The organism is Acetobacter sp. DsW_54 (genome assembly GCF_002153575.1).
Lineage (GTDB): Bacteria > Pseudomonadota > Alphaproteobacteria > Acetobacterales > Acetobacteraceae > Acetobacter > Acetobacter fabarum.
Genome location: NZ_JOPD01000017.1, coordinates 130,462 through 145,528, shown reverse-complemented (window position 1 = coordinate 145,528; position 15,067 = coordinate 130,462). Strand labels below are relative to the sequence as shown.

The 15,067-nt window shown below is 57.2% G+C and carries 11 protein-coding genes and 1 tRNA gene; 5 read left to right on the top strand and 7 right to left on the bottom strand.

All coding sequences use genetic code 11. The annotated features are described in order from the left end of the window. From HK20_RS08670 to HK20_RS08655, 4 genes are all read left to right on the top strand, one after another. On the top strand, positions 1-579 hold a 579-nt coding region (locus tag HK20_RS08670), incomplete at its 5' end, for a nucleoside triphosphate pyrophosphatase (RefSeq protein WP_369823048.1). Beyond that, on the top strand, positions 576-1,661 hold the full coding sequence (locus tag HK20_RS08665; RefSeq protein WP_086646659.1) for a ribonuclease E/G: 1,086 nt from the start codon (positions 576-578) through the stop codon (positions 1,659-1,661). The genes HK20_RS08670 and HK20_RS08665, both read left to right, overlap by 4 nt. Further along, complete coding sequence (locus HK20_RS08660; RefSeq protein WP_369823049.1) at positions 1,658-1,843, top strand: DNA gyrase inhibitor YacG; 186 nt, start codon at positions 1,658-1,660, stop codon at positions 1,841-1,843. The genes HK20_RS08665 and HK20_RS08660 overlap by 4 nt, the downstream gene beginning before the upstream one ends. 55 nt (positions 1,844-1,898) lie before the next feature. Beyond that, positions 1,899-1,974, top strand: a tRNA-Phe gene (locus HK20_RS08655). 583 nt (positions 1,975-2,557) lie between these two features. On the opposite strand, the gene HK20_RS12815 is transcribed toward HK20_RS08655, so the two are convergent. The 5 genes from HK20_RS12815 to nirB all read right to left on the bottom strand — a co-directional run bounded on the left by HK20_RS12815 (position 2,558) and on the right by nirB (position 11,717). After that, positions 2,558-2,926: a hypothetical protein gene (locus HK20_RS12815; RefSeq protein WP_143296475.1), complete on the bottom strand. Its 369-nt coding sequence runs from the start codon at positions 2,924-2,926 to the stop codon at positions 2,558-2,560. 326 nt (positions 2,927-3,252) lie between these two features. After that, the gene (locus tag HK20_RS08645) at positions 3,253-4,221 is read right to left on the bottom strand and encodes an ABC transporter substrate-binding protein (protein WP_086646656.1); all 969 of its coding nucleotides are present in this window, start codon (positions 4,219-4,221) and stop codon (positions 3,253-3,255) included. Further along, positions 4,218-4,838, bottom strand: coding sequence for an ANTAR domain-containing response regulator (locus HK20_RS08640; RefSeq protein WP_086646655.1), 621 nt, complete (start codon positions 4,836-4,838; stop codon positions 4,218-4,220). Before HK20_RS08640 ends, HK20_RS08645 begins: the two co-directional genes overlap by 4 nt. Further along, positions 4,838-8,812 (bottom strand): bifunctional nitrate reductase/sulfite reductase flavoprotein subunit alpha, encoded by a 3,975-nt coding sequence (locus HK20_RS08635; protein ID WP_086646686.1) that lies wholly within the window; start codon positions 8,810-8,812, stop codon positions 4,838-4,840. The genes HK20_RS08640 and HK20_RS08635 overlap by 1 nt, the downstream gene beginning before the upstream one ends. Positions 8,813-8,819: 7 nt before the next feature. Then, positions 8,820-11,717 carry a nitrite reductase large subunit NirB gene (gene nirB, locus HK20_RS08630; protein WP_086646654.1) on the bottom strand — a complete coding sequence of 966 codons (2,898 nt, stop codon included), beginning with the start codon at positions 11,715-11,717 and terminating at the stop codon, positions 8,820-8,822. Positions 11,718-11,837: 120 nt separating this feature from the next. On the opposite strand from nirB, the gene HK20_RS08625 reads away from it, so the two are divergent. Further along, positions 11,838-12,032: a hypothetical protein gene (locus HK20_RS08625; RefSeq protein WP_003631118.1), complete on the top strand. Its 195-nt coding sequence runs from the start codon at positions 11,838-11,840 to the stop codon at positions 12,030-12,032. Between the two features lie 57 nt (positions 12,033-12,089). Here the strand turns inward: HK20_RS08625 and HK20_RS08620 are convergent, their stop codons facing one another. Together HK20_RS08620 and HK20_RS08615 are read right to left on the bottom strand one after the other, a co-directional pair. Beyond that, positions 12,090-13,697, bottom strand: a complete 1,608-nt coding sequence (locus tag HK20_RS08620; protein WP_086646653.1) for an alginate export family protein — start codon at positions 13,695-13,697, stop codon at positions 12,090-12,092. Between the two features lie 103 nt (positions 13,698-13,800). After that, entirely contained in the window at positions 13,801-15,021 is a 1,221-nt protein-coding gene (locus tag HK20_RS08615) for a NarK/NasA family nitrate transporter (RefSeq protein ID WP_086646652.1), read from the bottom strand. Between the last annotated feature and the right edge of the window lie 46 nt (positions 15,022-15,067).

The following is a 15,067-nucleotide window of genomic DNA, read 5'->3' as shown; positions in this document are numbered from 1 at the left end:
TTGGCGCCCCCCCCCCCCCGCCGTATTGCTTTGCTGGAACAGATCGGGCTTGTGCCCGACCGCGTTCTGCCTGCCAATATTGACGAAACACCCGCAAAGGGTGAAACGCCAAGGGCCTATGCCCAGCGCGTGGCAACCGAAAAAGCCAGATGCGTTGCCGCAACGCTGGAAGACCCTGCTCTGGTACTGGCAGCCGATACGGTGGTGGCCCTTGGCCGGCGTATTCTGCCCAAGGCCGAAGACCGGGAGAGTGCACGCTTCTGCCTGGAGCGTCTCTCTGGCAGGCGGCACACCGTGCTGACCTGCGTTGTGGTTGCCCCCACAGCCAGCTGGCCCCTTGGGCGGCATGGCACACGGCTGGTGGAAACCGCCGTAACATTCTCACGCCTGACACCCTACCAGATTGATGCCCTGCTGGATGCGGGGGACTGGTCTGGCAAAGCGGGCGGATATGCCCTGCAAGGCCATGCGGCTGGTTTTATCCGGGCTCTGTCCGGGAGTGCCTCGGGCGTTATTGGCCTCCCCTTGTTTGAAACAGGCCAACTCCTGCGCGGGCAACCCGGTGGCTGGCTAGCGTGAGCCTGTTCCTGCGCATTGCCACCTTCCCCGGCGAAATGCGCATTGCCGTTACCAAAAACGACACGTTGCTGGATTTTGCGCTTTGGCGCCACGCTGCCCCGGACATGGTGGGCAGCGTGTACCACGCCCGCATAGAAGCCCTGACCCCAGCCATGGGGGGCGCTTTTGTTGCACTTGGTGGTAACCAGAGCGGTTTTTTACCCTTGCAGAACAACGCCCCTAAACTAACGGAGGGGCAGGCCGTCACGGTGGAGGTCAGCCGTGCAGCGCAGGGTGGCAAGGGCCTGCGCCTGCGCCTGCTGGCCGCTGACATAGCCTCAGAGCAAAAGGGGCTTGTAACCCCCGGCCCCACACCACTGGCCCGGCTGGCAGCTTTGTGGTCTACCGCCACTGTAGTGGTGGACAGCCCGGCAGCCGCAGCCCTTATCCCACCCGCACTCCGTGACCGGCGTGAACCGGGCTTTGCCCCCTACCCCGACTCCATAGCCGCAGCCTGTGATGCGCTGGAGGAACCGCTTGTTGCCCTACCCGGTGGTATGGAAGCAACCATAACCCCCACCCCTGCCCTGATCGCGATTGATATGGACGCGCCCCCCGCACAAACGGGCCGTACCAAACAGACCGCGCAATTTGCTGCCAACCGCGATGCCCTGCCCGCACTTATGCGCCAGATCCGGCTACGCAACCTGTCTGGTGCCATTCTGATAGACCCGGCGGGCCTTGCCACCCGCAAGCGCCAGGCCTTGCTGGAGCCGGTTAATGCCGCGCTCAAGCCAGACCCGCTTAACCCGCGCTGCCTGGGCATTACTGCCCTCGGGCTGATAGAAATTGTGCGTGCCCGGATTTACCCTTCCCTGCCCGAGCTGCTGAACAGCCCGCACGGCCGCGCGCTGAGGGTGCTCCGGCATATTCTGATGCATGCCCCCCAGACAACGCAGATAACGGGTGGAGCAGGCATTATCCGCGCACTGGAGCAGGACCCCGAAGCCGTGGCCGACTGCGCACGCCAGCTTGGCCACAAACTGAGCCTGCACACAAACCACGCCCTGCCCGATTTGACATGGACTGTTCAGGAATCCTGATGAGCAAAGCCACCAAATGCCCGATCTGCGGGCAACCCAGCACCCCTGACTACCGCCCCTTCTGCTCCCGCCGTTGTGCGGATGTGGACCTTGGCCGCTGGTTTGGCGGCAACTACCGCATCCCCGGCGAACCTGTTCAGGAACCGGATGGTGAAAAACCTGAAATAAATGATGAAACATGACTTGATCTCTACAGCGAGCTGAGATAAATCCTCTCTCACGCCGCAAGGCTGCGGTGCCCAAGTAGCTCAGTTGGTAGAGCATGCGACTGAAAATCGCAGTGTCACTGGTTCGATCCCGGTCTTGGGCACCATTATAACGCAGTAAACTGCATCTCCCGTGACAATTTGATGTAATTTGTGCTTATCGCTCTTTGTGCGTGTTCGCATTTTTACACTCGCCTACAAGGGCACTGCGACAGTTGGAACAACACTGGCCCCTGTTGGCTGCCATCTCCTCACTCACTTCCAGAGCGATGGAAGCAACTTCAACAGCAAGAAGCCCAAGTGTTCGTTCAATTGTAGACACTCTTCCCGCTTGGTTGAGAGTAGCATCTGTCTGGCTTCTGCCAGGAGCTGCCCCCGATGCGGAAACTGCATCCGTAAGACTTATTCATCATTACACTGACCGGAATTGTCTGCGTGTTCGGGCTACTACATTGCAGGGCAACCCACAGGCAACAGCCTGCGCCGAGACCGCTGACTTCCCACGCTATCGCTGCCCCCAAGCCAGAAACGGCTATATTCCTATGCCCCGGAGCCACAATGCCAGCCCTCCGGCTACCCCAAGCAAAGTGCGCCCGTAATTGGCCTTCCAGTTGGCTTCATCAAATATTGCGACTGAACTCTGATACCTGATTATTTAATAAATAGTTTTTCGAAGTTTATATTGAATTATCATTCTTGGATTTTATTGATTTTATCTTTAAAATTAACAAATGACTGTATGTCGGTTTCCCAAGTTGATATTTTTTGATCATCTTCATTGGTAAACCTTAAATCTCCCAAATCAGCCTCATTAGAAATTATTTTATCCAATGGATGTTGATCAGCAAGAATCATCTTGTTTTGCAAATAAACAATATCGCCTTGCAAATAACACGGCCAAGACATAAAGAAATTAGATGTAATCGGATTACCAACAGAAACAAGGAAATAAGATTTTTTCTTCTTTAAAAGTAACTCTGCGGCATGCCGCCATTGCTTCTGGTAAGAAGCCTTATCGAAAAAAGTTGTATTCGAAAAAAAACCTCTCATTGAAATCATTGATAATTATTTTCCCCCAGTACCCGTCTTCATCATAGAAATGACCATTTTTTTCTAAAAACAGGTCAAACATGACTAGTCCTTTATCGGGTTGAGTGAAAAATCGAACACACCGGATTTCTTGTCTCGTCTGTCAGACATGGTCCATCCGCTCCCCACATTATGAGCGTCACGCCTTGTTGTAATACATTGTCTTCTATTTCAAAATTCTGTCTGTACTCAATAAATTGCATGGCAGGTTTTGTTCCACTTCCTGTGGAATATCTCCACTGATTGCGCCCCACCATACCAACCAGAGAATGCGCACAGAAGCGTGCCATCATTGCTTAAAACAACAATGGCACGTTCCATTTTTCTTCCAGAAAACTGTGTTCCGTTTGAGTGATCCAGCCCAGCCCCTGCATGTCATCCAGCATCCACGCCACGTTCCCTGCTTCTGTATGGCCATGGATATAATGTGTTTTTTCTGTAAAGCCTTCGCCACTCAAGGTTTTAAGGGTTGCGGCTTCGGGCAGGTTTAATCCTTTTTCTTCCAGCGGTGCGGCTAGGTCATGCGCAACAGTCTGCCTGTTTTCCGCATTGCGCAAAAAAATCCTGGCATCGTTCAGCGCGTTGATAATTGCTTTGCAGACATCCTGATTTTGAGACGTGCCTTGTGGTACAACAAACTGCTTTTCAATATGGCGCGGCATAACGGTTTGAGAACCACCCGCCAGAAAAGCAAGGTTTTGCAGGCAGGCTTCTGTCCCCCATGGCGGGCCTACACACCCGCCATCTATGGAGCCATTCATCAGGGCGCTGATAATATCAGGCGGGGGCATGACCTGAATTTCAATATCCTGCTCCATGTTCACCCCTATGGATAACAGGAACCGCTTGAGGATAAGAAAATGGGTTGAATACATATGCACAACAGAAAGCCTTGGACGGCGGCCGATTGTAGCACGCCATGTCTCAAAGGCCTCACGCCCTTTATCCCCCGTGGGCCACTGGCCCATCAGCGGGTTGGTGCCACGCAGTATAACGGTGTTGCCCCCATAGCTTAACGTCGCAAGGGGCTTGAGTGCTGGCATATGCCCACGCCTGCCCAAAGAGGTCATCATGGCCAGTGGCGCAAACATAATGGCTGCATCCAGTGTTTTCCAGACCAGACCATCTGCGATATTGGCCCATGAGGGAGAAACCACCAGTTCCGTCCTAAGCCCGTATTGTGCAAACAGGCCCGCATTATGGGCAAGCATAACGGGCGCACTATCAGACAGGCGCAACAACCCGATACGGAGAGGTCTGGTCATGGTGTGTCGCTTTTCTGCTGCGCGGCGAGGTACTGGGTGGCCACGGTGACAATACGCTGGGATGTTTGCATTGCCCGCCCTCGGAACCAGCGATATGCCTGTGTTTCATTTGTTTTTTCATTTTTCATGAACAGCTTTTTGGCCTGATCAATAATCCTGCGCTCTTCAATTTCCTGCTGTGCGGCACTGAGTTCCGCCCGTGTGCGCTGAAAACGCGCATAGAGCGCAATGGCTGCACGGAGCAGCGGCTTAACATCATCCGGGGGGGCATCCAGAACATTGTAGGAGCATACCCCTGTATCAAACGCGGTTTCCATAAGGTCCACATCGTCCTCATCCACAAACAGGGCAATGGGCCGTTCTAGTGCTGGAACAGACAGTGCGCGCACGCTATCCAGCGCATCACGGTCTGCGCGGGCCATGTCCACAAGCACAACATCGGGGTAGTACTGGTGTACGGCTTCTATCAGGCTCATGCCAACAGGAACGGACTGTACATCAAGCGACGGGTCCGCCCGCAGCGTATCGGACAAGGCTTTTGCCCGTCCGGGGTTTTCATCGGCAACCAGCACCTTGATGGGGGTGCGCATGGGGGATGGCGCAGGATATTTATCCATTAATAAATATCTCGCAGGTAGCGGCCCCCTCTGGTCAGCCCGGCAACATAATCATCCGCCTGGCTTGCTGGCATGGCCCCATGCCGTGCCACAATACGGCGCAATGCGGCATCCACATCACGCGCCATACGCGCCGCATCTCCACAGATATAAAGGAAAGCCCCGGCCTGCAACCAGTTCCATAGCTCTGCCCCGGCTTCCTCCATCCTGTCCTGCACATAGATCCGCTTGGGTTGATCGCGCGAAAATGCGGTATCAAGCCGTGTCAGGCACCCGGTATGCGCAAAGCGGGCCAGCTCCTCCTGATAGTAAAATCCTTCCTGAGCGTGCCGTTCGCCAAAAAACAGCCAGTTGCGCCCTGTTGCGCCAAGGGCTTCACGCTCCTGCAAAAAACCGCGGAATGGCGCAATACCCGTGCCGGGGCCGATCATGATCACATCCGTCCCGCCATCTGCGGGAAGATGGAAATGCGTTGTGGGTTGAACAAAAACCGGCACATCGGCCCCCGCGGGCAACCCGGCAAGCCAATTTGTGCACACACCGGGCCATGGGTCGTTATTCACGCCCACAGTCAGTTCCACCACCCGCCCCGACACGAGCGGGGAAGAGGCTGTGGAATAAAGCCGGGGCTGCATCCTGCGGAACAGAGCGGGCACATCCTGTGCCGCAACATCAAGGCGGGCCGCCTGCAACAGTTCGGGCAGGTAGCCGCCTTCGGTCCGGCCAAGTGCGTGCAGCATTGCCGGGTTGGGGCGTGCCAGATCAAAATGGCGCAACAGGGCATCGTGCAGCCCAACGGTGCCTGCGCCCTTTAGGGTCACGGGAGTATCCGCTGGCAGGCCCAGTGCCGCCAGAGTGGTTTTGACAACCTCCACAGCGTTGCAGGGCCATATCCCCAGCGCATCTCCGGGCTTCCAGTCCAGGCTGCTCTTGCCCAGGTCCAGGCCAATACGGCGTGTATCCTTGCTGGCAGCGCCCTGACACAAGCGTTCGTTCAGTGCAAGGCGGGCAATAACCGGCGCATCCCTTGTGCCAACTCTGGGCTCGGGCAGCGTGGTGGCGGGTGCGGCCTCCCCTCCGGCGGGTGGGGCCACTGGGGGTGTTGTGCTGTCCAGCACAGCCAGAAGCTGGCCACGCCAGACTTCTACCGTATCCTCAAAATCCGGTTCGCAATCCATGCGGTCCATGATCATACAGGCACCCAGCTCCCGCAGGCGGCCATCCAGCGCACAGCCAAACCCGCAGAAACTGGCATAGGAGGAATCCCCCAACGCCAGAACCGCGCAGGAGAGGCCTGTCAGTGCCTCCTTGCGCGCACGCAGGGTGTCCCAGAATGGGGTTGCACAATCGGGGGGATCTCCATCCCCAAAAGTGGAGACAACAAAAATCGCCTTCCCCTGCCCAAGGTCCGCATCCTTGCAGTGATCCAGACAGGCGAGTTCCACCGTATATCCAGCCTCCCGCAGCCAGACAGCCACGGTAGCGGCCAGCGCTTCCGCCCGACCAGTCTGCGATGCCCACCAAACCCGGATGCTCTGCCGCACGGCAAGAACATTCGGGGGAAGAGGCTGGGCACATGCCTCCCCCACACGGCTGAACAGGCCCGCCAGCAGGCCGTTTACATAACTCCGCGCCTCCACAGGCAGGGGGGCGGATGCGGGTACATCCGGCACCAGACCGGGTTGTGGGGGCACCATACGCAACCCTTCTAGAAAACCTTTCAGCCATATTCTGGCCTGTTCGGGCAAATCTGGCTGGAGGGCTGGATCATCAAGGGAGAAATGGCGCATCAGGGTATCAAGCGGCATAGGGGCACTTCCTTCTTCCTGACGGGGGGCTGAGGGCGGCAAGGCATCTGGCACAACCCGCTCCAGCTTAACGGCACAGAGCTTGAATCCGGGCTGGAGAGAGAGCGGGTCCACATCATCCGACGTAACCGCATTGACGGCCATGTCCGGGCCAAAGCGGTCATTCCAGTGGAATGGGGCAAAGCACTGCCCCGCCCCCACGCGCTGGCTGATTTGAACAGGCAGAACAATGTGCCCACGGCGGGACGTCACCCTGACACGATCATCCGCCTGCAACCCAAGCAACTGTGCATCCTGCACCGAAACCTCCACAAATGGGCCGGGGTTCAGGCGGTTCAGGCTGGCAACACGGCCTGTTTTGGTCAGGGTATGCCACTGGTGTTGCAGTCGGCCACTGTTGAGCACAAAGGGGAACTGCTCATCTGGCCATTCCTGCGGGCGCATCCACGGGCGCGCGTAAAAAATCGCACGCCCATCGGGGGTGGGAAAAACCGGTAGCACCTGCCCGGCCGGTACATAGCGCACCGGGTGGCGGGCCTGCGTGTCCCCCACAGGGGCAGGCCACTGCACCGGGCCCTGACGCAGGCGCTCATAGCTCACTCCGGCGCAGTCATAGCCGGTTTTGGGGTTTGTAAACCGGCTGAGTTCAGCAAACACTTCAGCGGCGGAAGTAAAGGAAAAACCCTGCTCAAACCCCATGGCGCACGCAACACGGGCTATAAGCTCCCAGTCGGCCAGTGCTTCCCCCGGTGGAGCAACCGCCTTTTGCGCCAAGGTCATGGTCCGGTCGGAATTAACCTGCACGCCATCCGCTTCTGCCCAAAGGGCGGCTGGGAGCAGACTATCGGCAAATCCTGTGGTTTCACTATCTGCAAAGGCGTCCTGCACAACCACGTAATCTGCTTTTTCCAATGCCCGGATGACATGGCCGCGATTGGCAACAGTGGCCACAGGGTTGGTGCAGATAATCCAGCAGGCTTTTATGCGGCCTTCTTCCATGGCCTCAAACATGGCAATGGCGCCATTGCCCCCCACATCCCGCAGGGTGCCGGGGGGGAGCTTCCACTGCGCCTCCACAAATGCGCGGTCTTCCGCCACCAGCGCGCTGCGCTGCCCCGGTAGCCCCGGCCCCATGTAACCCATTTCGCGCCCCCCCATGGCGTTGGGCTGGCCGGTCAGGGAAAACGGGCCGCAACCGGGCCTGCATAGCGTGCCTGTGGCAAGGTGCAGGTTGCATAGCGCATTGGTATTCCATGTTCCCGCAACGCTCTGGTTCAGCCCCATGGTCCACAGGCTCATCCAGTCCCCGGCCTGAGCAATCCAGCGGGCGGCGGTCATAATATCCGCAACAGGCAGGCCGGTTATTTCGGCAACAGTGCTGGGTGCATACTCTGCCAGAAATGCAGGCATGGCATCCCACCCACGGGTTGCCTGCGCGATAAACTGTTTGTCTATGTCTCCATTTTCAACAAGAATATGCAAGAGGCCATTCAGCAAGGCCAGGTCTGTTCCCGGGCGGATGGGCAGGTACAGGTCCGCCTTTTCCGCCGTGGCCGTTTTGCGTGGGTCCACCACAATCAGCTTGGCCCCGGCCCTTTTCCGCTCCATCAGACGCAGGAACAGGATTGGGTGGCAATCGGCCATATTGGACCCGATGACAAAAAACAGGTTGGTGGTGTCTATATCCTCATAACTGCCCGGTGGTGCGTCTGCCCCGAGCGAGAGCTTGTAGCCTGTACCTGCCGCTGCCATGCACAGGCGGGAATTGGATTCTATATACTGGCTTCCAACATACCCTTTTGCCAGTTTGTTAATGAGGTACTGTGCCTCCACAGACATCTGACCGGACACATAAAACGCAATTGCGTCCGGACCATGTGTATCCAGAATACCCCTCAACCTTGCTGCCGTTTTGCCAATAGCCTGTTCAAGCGGAACCGCCACGGCATCCACCCCACGTTGCGGGCGCAACAAGGCGGTTTTTAAACGCTCCTGCGCATATAAGGGCTTATCGCACGAACTGCCTTTTGTGCATAAACGGCCGGCATTGGCAGGGTGCGCGGCATCACCCCGCACCTTTGCAATTTTTCCATCCTTTACATCCAGAATAATCCCGCACCCTACGCCACAATACGGGCAGACAGAACGGAATGAAGTATCAGGCATGGCCACGTCAGGCTGGTGTCAGTTCAGGCGTGCCCTGCCCGGCGCGCACCCTGATCTGCACCTTGCCGTCCACCAGCCGTGCATCCCATGTGCGCAGCCGGACAGATGCATCCTCCAGACACTGGCCATCTTCCAGACGGAAGTGCTGCTTGTACAGTGGCGAGGCCACAACCCGCTGCCCCTTGATCTCCCCTATCAGCCCACGGCCAATAATATTGGCATGCGAAAACGGGTCATGGTTATCCAGCGCATACACACAGGCGGGCTCGGCCTGCGTGGCCGGAACATAGAACAGGGCAACCTGATTACCCTCGCACCATGCGACCACACCGGATTTTTCCACAAGGTCCGTTTGCGCACACAGTTCCGTCCATGCCTGCGGGCCTGCAAGGCTCCCTGCCTCGGGCAGATTGGCAGCGGGCCTGACCTGATCACGCTCGGCCACGGTGCGAATGTTGGGGTCTGGGCGGGCATCGTTTACAAATGTGCGGAAGCGCTTGAGTTTGTCCTTGTCACTCAGTGCGTCCCGCCATTCGCAATGGTAGCGGTCCACCACCAGTTGCATCTGGCGTTCCAGCTCTTCGGCAATGCCAAGGCTGTCGTTGATGATCACGTCCTTGAGGTAATCAAGCCCGCCTTCCAGATTTTCACGCCAGACAGAAGTCCGCTGGAGTTTATCGGCCGTGCGGATATAGAACATGAGAAAACGGTCTATATATTTTATCAGAGTTTCTGAATCGATGTCGGTTGCAAACAGTTCCGCATGGCGCGGCCGCATGCCGCCATTACCGCAGACATAAAGGTTCCAGCCGTTTTCTGTGGCGATAACCCCCACATCCTTGCTCTGTGCTTCCGCACATTCACGCGTGCAGCCAGAAACCGCAAACTTGAGTTTGTGGGGCGAGCGCAACCCCTTGTAGCGGTTTTCCAGATCAAGGGCCTTGCCCACACTATCCTGCACACCGTAACGGCACCATGTGCTCCCCACGCATGATTTTACGGTGCGGGTGGACTTGCCGTAAGCCTGCCCCGTTTCAAACCCTGCATCGAGCAGTTCGGTCCAGATTTCTGGCAACTGGTGCAGTTGCGCGCCAAACAGGTCGATCCTCTGCCCACCGGTAATTTTGGTGTAGAGATCATATTTTTTTGCAACCTGACCCAGCACGATCAGCTTGTCCGGTGTAATTTCTCCCCCGGCTATGCGTGGCACCACCGAGTAGGTGCCGTTCTTTTGCATATTGGCCATGAACGTGTCGTTCGTGTCCTGCAGGGGAATATACAGCGGGTCGGTTATGGGCTTGTTCCAGGCCGAAGCCAGAATGGACCCAACCGCAGGTTTGCAGATGTCGCACCCCAGACCGCCATGGCCATGCTGCTGCATCAGCTCTTCAAATGTCTGGATACCATGCACCCTGACCAGAGAATACAGCTCCTGCCGGGTATGGGAAAAATGCTCGCACAGGCTGCGATCAACCGTAATGCCACGGCTTTCCAGCTCCGTTTCAAAAACACTTTTCAAAAGGGCGGCGCACCCGCCGCACCCTGTGCTGGCTTTTGTGGTCTGCTTGAGTTCCCCCAGATCAGTGCATCCGGCATCTATTGTTGCGCAGATCGCCCCTTTGGTCACGTTATGGCATGAGCAGACCATGGCCGTATCGGGCAGAGCATCGGCCCCCAGCAGTTCCGCCCCTTCCCCACGCGGGAGAATAAGTGCTGCCGGGTCGGCCGGGGGTTTGATCGCGTTCTGCACGTACTGGAGAATGGTGTCGTAATACGAATTATCCCCCACCAGCACGGCACCCAGAACACGGGCACCATCCCCAGACAGCACAAGCCGCCTGTAGGTGCCATCTGCCTCGCCTATAAAGCGGTAGCTCCGGCTCCCCGGTGTTGCCCCGTAGGCATCGCCAATGGAGCCTACATCCACACCCTGCAACTTGAGCTTGGTGGACATGTCTGCCCCGGTAAAAGCGGCTTCCTCGCCTGCCAGAATGGACGCAACCGTGCGGGCCATGGCATAGCCGGGCGCAACCAGACCAAAAACCTGCCCCTGCCAGGAGGCACATTCCCCAACGGCAAAAATAGCTGGGTCTGACGTACGGCAGCTCTGGTCAATCACAATACCGCCGCGTGCCTCCACCTCCAGCCCGCACTCACGCCCAAGCTGGTCCTGCGCACGAATACCGGCGGAAAACACCACCATATCGGTTTCAAGGAACGTATCGTCTGCAAAAATCAGGCGGTGCCGGCAGGTCTGCCCCGGCACAATCTGCTTTGTGGCGTGGGAGGTGCGCACATCTATCCCCAATGCCTCGATCCGGCATTTGAGCGCATCCCCGCCTTCCTTATCCAACTGGGCAGACATAAGGTGCCCGCCAAGCTGGATAACGCTTGTGTGCAGGCCCAGTATTCTCAGGGCATTGGCGGCCTCCAGCCCAAGCAGACCTCCCCCGATAACCGTGCCGTGCTGAGCACCCTGTGCTGCTGCGCGGATAAGGTCCAGATCTTCCAGATTCCGGTAAACAAGCCCTGCCGTACCGGTATTTCCGGGCACCGGAGGCACAAAGGGGGTGGAGCCGGTTGCCAGAATCAGGGTTGTGTACTGCAAAGCGCCTTCTGCACTGTGTACGGTCTGTGCCTGCCGGTCTATGCTGCTCACGCGCACCCCACGATGCAGGGTAATGCCGTGTGCTGCATGAAAATCTTCCGCATGCAGGCGCAGGGCCAGCGCATCCTGCCCGGTCATGTATTCGGTCAGGTGCACACGGTCATATGCATCGTGCAGTTCCTCGCCAAATACGTGGATGGCGCAATTTTCGTGCAGGCCGTGCATGACCAGCTGTTCTGCACAGTAGTGCCCCACCATGCCATTGCCGATGATAACGATAGTGCCGGTAGTGGCCATGGTCAGTAACTCCTCGCAATTTGGGAACAGGGGGTGACAACGCAAATGCCCATATGCGCGCAAGGCTGCCCGGAAGCGTGCAACCGCCCCCGCAGGAGGCATGCACACAGGGAAGAACGCATGTTACAGAAAACAGAATGGGAAAAACGCTGCACCATTATGGAACGGTTCCTGCGTTTGCACTGTGTGCAAACACGCCTTGTTCAGGCCAAGGAGCCGCCGTTGACCCCTGAACAACTCGCCGTTAACCCGTTACCACCGCCGTTGACGGTAACTGTTATGGGATGCTTCCAATTAGTTCCTTACACGAAATAAAATAAATAGGGAACCACATATCACGCCAAAAGCTGCCCCGGCTCATGGCATACGGACCTAGAACTTGAACTCCATGGTCTGCATATAAAACATGCCGCTTTTGGCCCCGGCCTCCCGCATACCGTGGGATGAGGCAAAACCTGCAATATCGTGCGTCCATGTAAAATGCGGGGCAAAACTCCAGGCAACCTGCACCTGGGGAGAAACACCAACAAAGCCACCATGCAGGTTATTGCGCCAGGCATAGGTCTTGCCTGTTCCGTAAACGGCGTCCTGTGTGCTCTCACGCCAAAAGGCAGGCACGTGCAGCCTCAGGCGCAGGTTGGGTCTGGGGGCGGCTGTAATTAGCGGGCCAACCCCCACAAGGTTCTGGGATGTCAGGGCGAGTGTAACATCGTTATAATATGGCAATGCGACATACGGTGTTGCAAAAGTGCCAACTGCACCATTCTTGCTGTTGTAATTCCCGCCGGAAAACACATCGGCCTGAATCCCGAAAGAAGGTTTACCCAGAAGGTTTTTTGCATTCCAGCTAATACTGCCGTTAACCGCAAATGCCCGGACCGGACGGGTTTGCGCATCCTTTTGCGCGGGACGAAACTGCCCACCCTGAAAAACCCCGGTCAGATTAACATCAAACGGGCCGGCATTCCCCCATAAACGCCCGCCTATATTATCCCGGCGGGTGGAGCCTGCTTCCGTCTTGCCTGCCTGAGCAAGAGGCAGGGCCGCATTGGCACCGTTAAACAGGTAGCCAAGAAAAAACACATCGGCAAAAAGCTGGCTCTTCTGCTTCATAAAAGAAAATGATGGCAGTGCCGTGGATGTGTAGGCGCCATACATACGGGCATTGTAACTTGTGCCATCTGCAAACACATCAATCGGCTTTTTATTGGTCTGCATGAAGTCAAACAGATCAACACGAAAGGACTTCCACACCGCGTAGCCCCGCACGCCATCCCATGTCTGCTGCACGTTAGGCAGGTCACGGGCCGACTGCATGGAAACCGGCGCATCCAAAAATACCTGCCGCCCGCCAATAACCCCCATGCTCGCCCCCAGCAAATGCCCCTTTACCTCCAGAATCCCCTGCTGAAGGTCCAGCCGCTCGCGCTGTGTGCCTGCCTGATACCCGTAGTAATTGGAGCCACCGGCCACCCCCCACAAAAACTCGGCGTATGCGCGCACATGTTCACCAAGATGCAGGTCTGCACCATACATGTTGCGCAACAGCACGCGGTTGGCGTTGGTTTTGCCTGCTGTGCCCATCATGGGCTGGTTTTCAAACACATAGCGTAGCCGCTCCTCCCCGCTCAGGGAGAGCCAGATGCTGCCTGTGGTGTTCAGGCGTATGTATTTAAGGCGATTGAACCAGTCCTTGTTTCTTTTTGATACCGGAACATTTTCGAGATCGCTCCAGTCCTCGGCCCAGCGGACCTGCCCAAAGCCTGCCATTGTTCCAAAGCCGCTGGCAGCCTGCTTGCCTGCGTTGAACACCCCCCAATCCTGTGTATGGGGGATGTGCCCCGCCGCTTTTGCGGGTTTGGGCGTGTTGTTTTTCTCCACCGCCACAATGGTCTGGCGTGCAGTTGGGGCTGTATCCTGCGCGGGAGCACTGGCAGCCTGCGCCAAGGCGGGGTGTATCCCCACAGTGCCCAGCAGCACAGCCGCATGAACCGAGATTGGCCAGGTCTGAAAAAGGGCGCACCTGGGGCGCACGCGATTCTTGTTCAAGGTCACGTGTCATAATCCGTGGCTGAAAGGAAGATCAGGAAATTGCGGAAAGGCCGGTCGTGTCAGACCCATGTGCATCGGCTGGTTTGTTCCAGCTTCTGCGGCAGATGGAGACACAGACAAGAGCCACCAGAGCGATACCGGCAAAAGCCAGAAACCCCAGACTATAAGACCCCGTTGCCTGCCGTGCGGCTCCCAGAGAGGAGGCCAGATAAAACCCGCCAACCCCACCGCTCATGCCGACCAGCCCGGTCAATATGCCCACCTGCTGTGCAAAACGTGTGGGAACAAGCTGGAAAACGGCACCATTCCCCAGACCCAACACCAGCATGCCCGCAAAAAAAGCAGGGAACGCCAACCAGATCGTAGGCAGCCCAAAACCGATCAGGCCAAAAATAACGGTTGCGGCCCCATAGAGTATGCACAGCGCACGCTCACCCCCAATACGGTCTGCCAGTGCGCCACCCAGCGGGCGGATAAAGGAACCAGCAAACACTACCAGCGCGGTGCAACTCCCTGCCACTGCGGGGGAAAGGCCATACTGGTCATTAAAATAAATGGTCAGGAAGGAGGCCAGCCCAACAAAGCCGCCAAATGTTACGCCGTAAAAGAACATCAGAGCCCAGCAATCGGCTTTTTTCAAAACCGGGAGCCACGCCACAAGGCCGGCACTCGGGCGGCGGGGTGGTTCTTTGGCAAGGTAGATAAAGGCACACAGCACAAGAACAAGCGGCAGCGTGGCCAGCCCGAACACGTTGGTCCAGCCATAAAGGGCCGCAAGCCCGGGCGCGAACAGGGAGGCAAGCGCCGTGCCGGAATTACCAGCCCCGGCAATACCCAGTGCCGTGCCCTGATACTGCGGAGGATACCAGCCAGATGCCAAAGGCAGAGCAACAGCAAAGGAAGCCCCAGCCACACCCAGAACAAAAGCTACGGGAAACAGACCGGCATAGCTGTGTGGTGCCAGCGCCCACGTTGCGGCAAGCCCTGCAATAACAAAGGACTGCATGCCTATGGCAACACGGCGCGGGCCATAATGGTCAACCAGTGCGCCAGCAACAACCCGCAGCAAAGCACCTGCAAGCACAGGCATGGCCACCAGAAGCCCCTTCTGGCCGGAGTTCAGGTGCAGGTCATGTGATATGGCTATGCCAAGCGGCCCAAGCAGCACCCAGACCATGAAAGACACATCAAAATAAAGAAAAGCAGCAAGCAGAGTGCGGGGATGACCAGCTTTGAGGAAACCTCTATCCATAACACTAATACCTAGTGCCGGACTAAAAGTCAGGCACGCCCACCAT

What these genes read in the sequence shown, in the direction of transcription:
- HK20_RS08645 (WP_086646656.1), bottom strand. Translation starts at nt 4,221, where the DNA reads ATGACCAGACCTCTCCGTATCGGGTTGTTGCGCCTGTCTGATAGTGCG.
- HK20_RS08615 (WP_086646652.1), bottom strand. Translation starts at nt 15,021, where the DNA reads ATGGATAGAGGTTTCCTCAAAGCTGGTCATCCCCGCACTCTGCTTGCT.
- HK20_RS08625 (WP_003631118.1), top strand. Translation starts at nt 11,838, where the DNA reads ATGTTACAGAAAACAGAATGGGAAAAACGCTGCACCATTATGGAACGG.
- HK20_RS08635 (WP_086646686.1), bottom strand. Translation starts at nt 8,812, where the DNA reads ATGCCTGATACTTCATTCCGTTCTGTCTGCCCGTATTGTGGCGTAGGG.
- HK20_RS12815 (WP_143296475.1), bottom strand. Translation starts at nt 2,926, where the DNA reads ATGATTTCAATGAGAGGTTTTTTTTCGAATACAACTTTTTTCGATAAG.
- HK20_RS08640 (WP_086646655.1), bottom strand. Translation starts at nt 4,838, where the DNA reads ATGGATAAATATCCTGCGCCATCCCCCATGCGCACCCCCATCAAGGTG.
- nirB (WP_086646654.1), bottom strand. Translation starts at nt 11,717, where the DNA reads ATGGCCACTACCGGCACTATCGTTATCATCGGCAATGGCATGGTGGGG.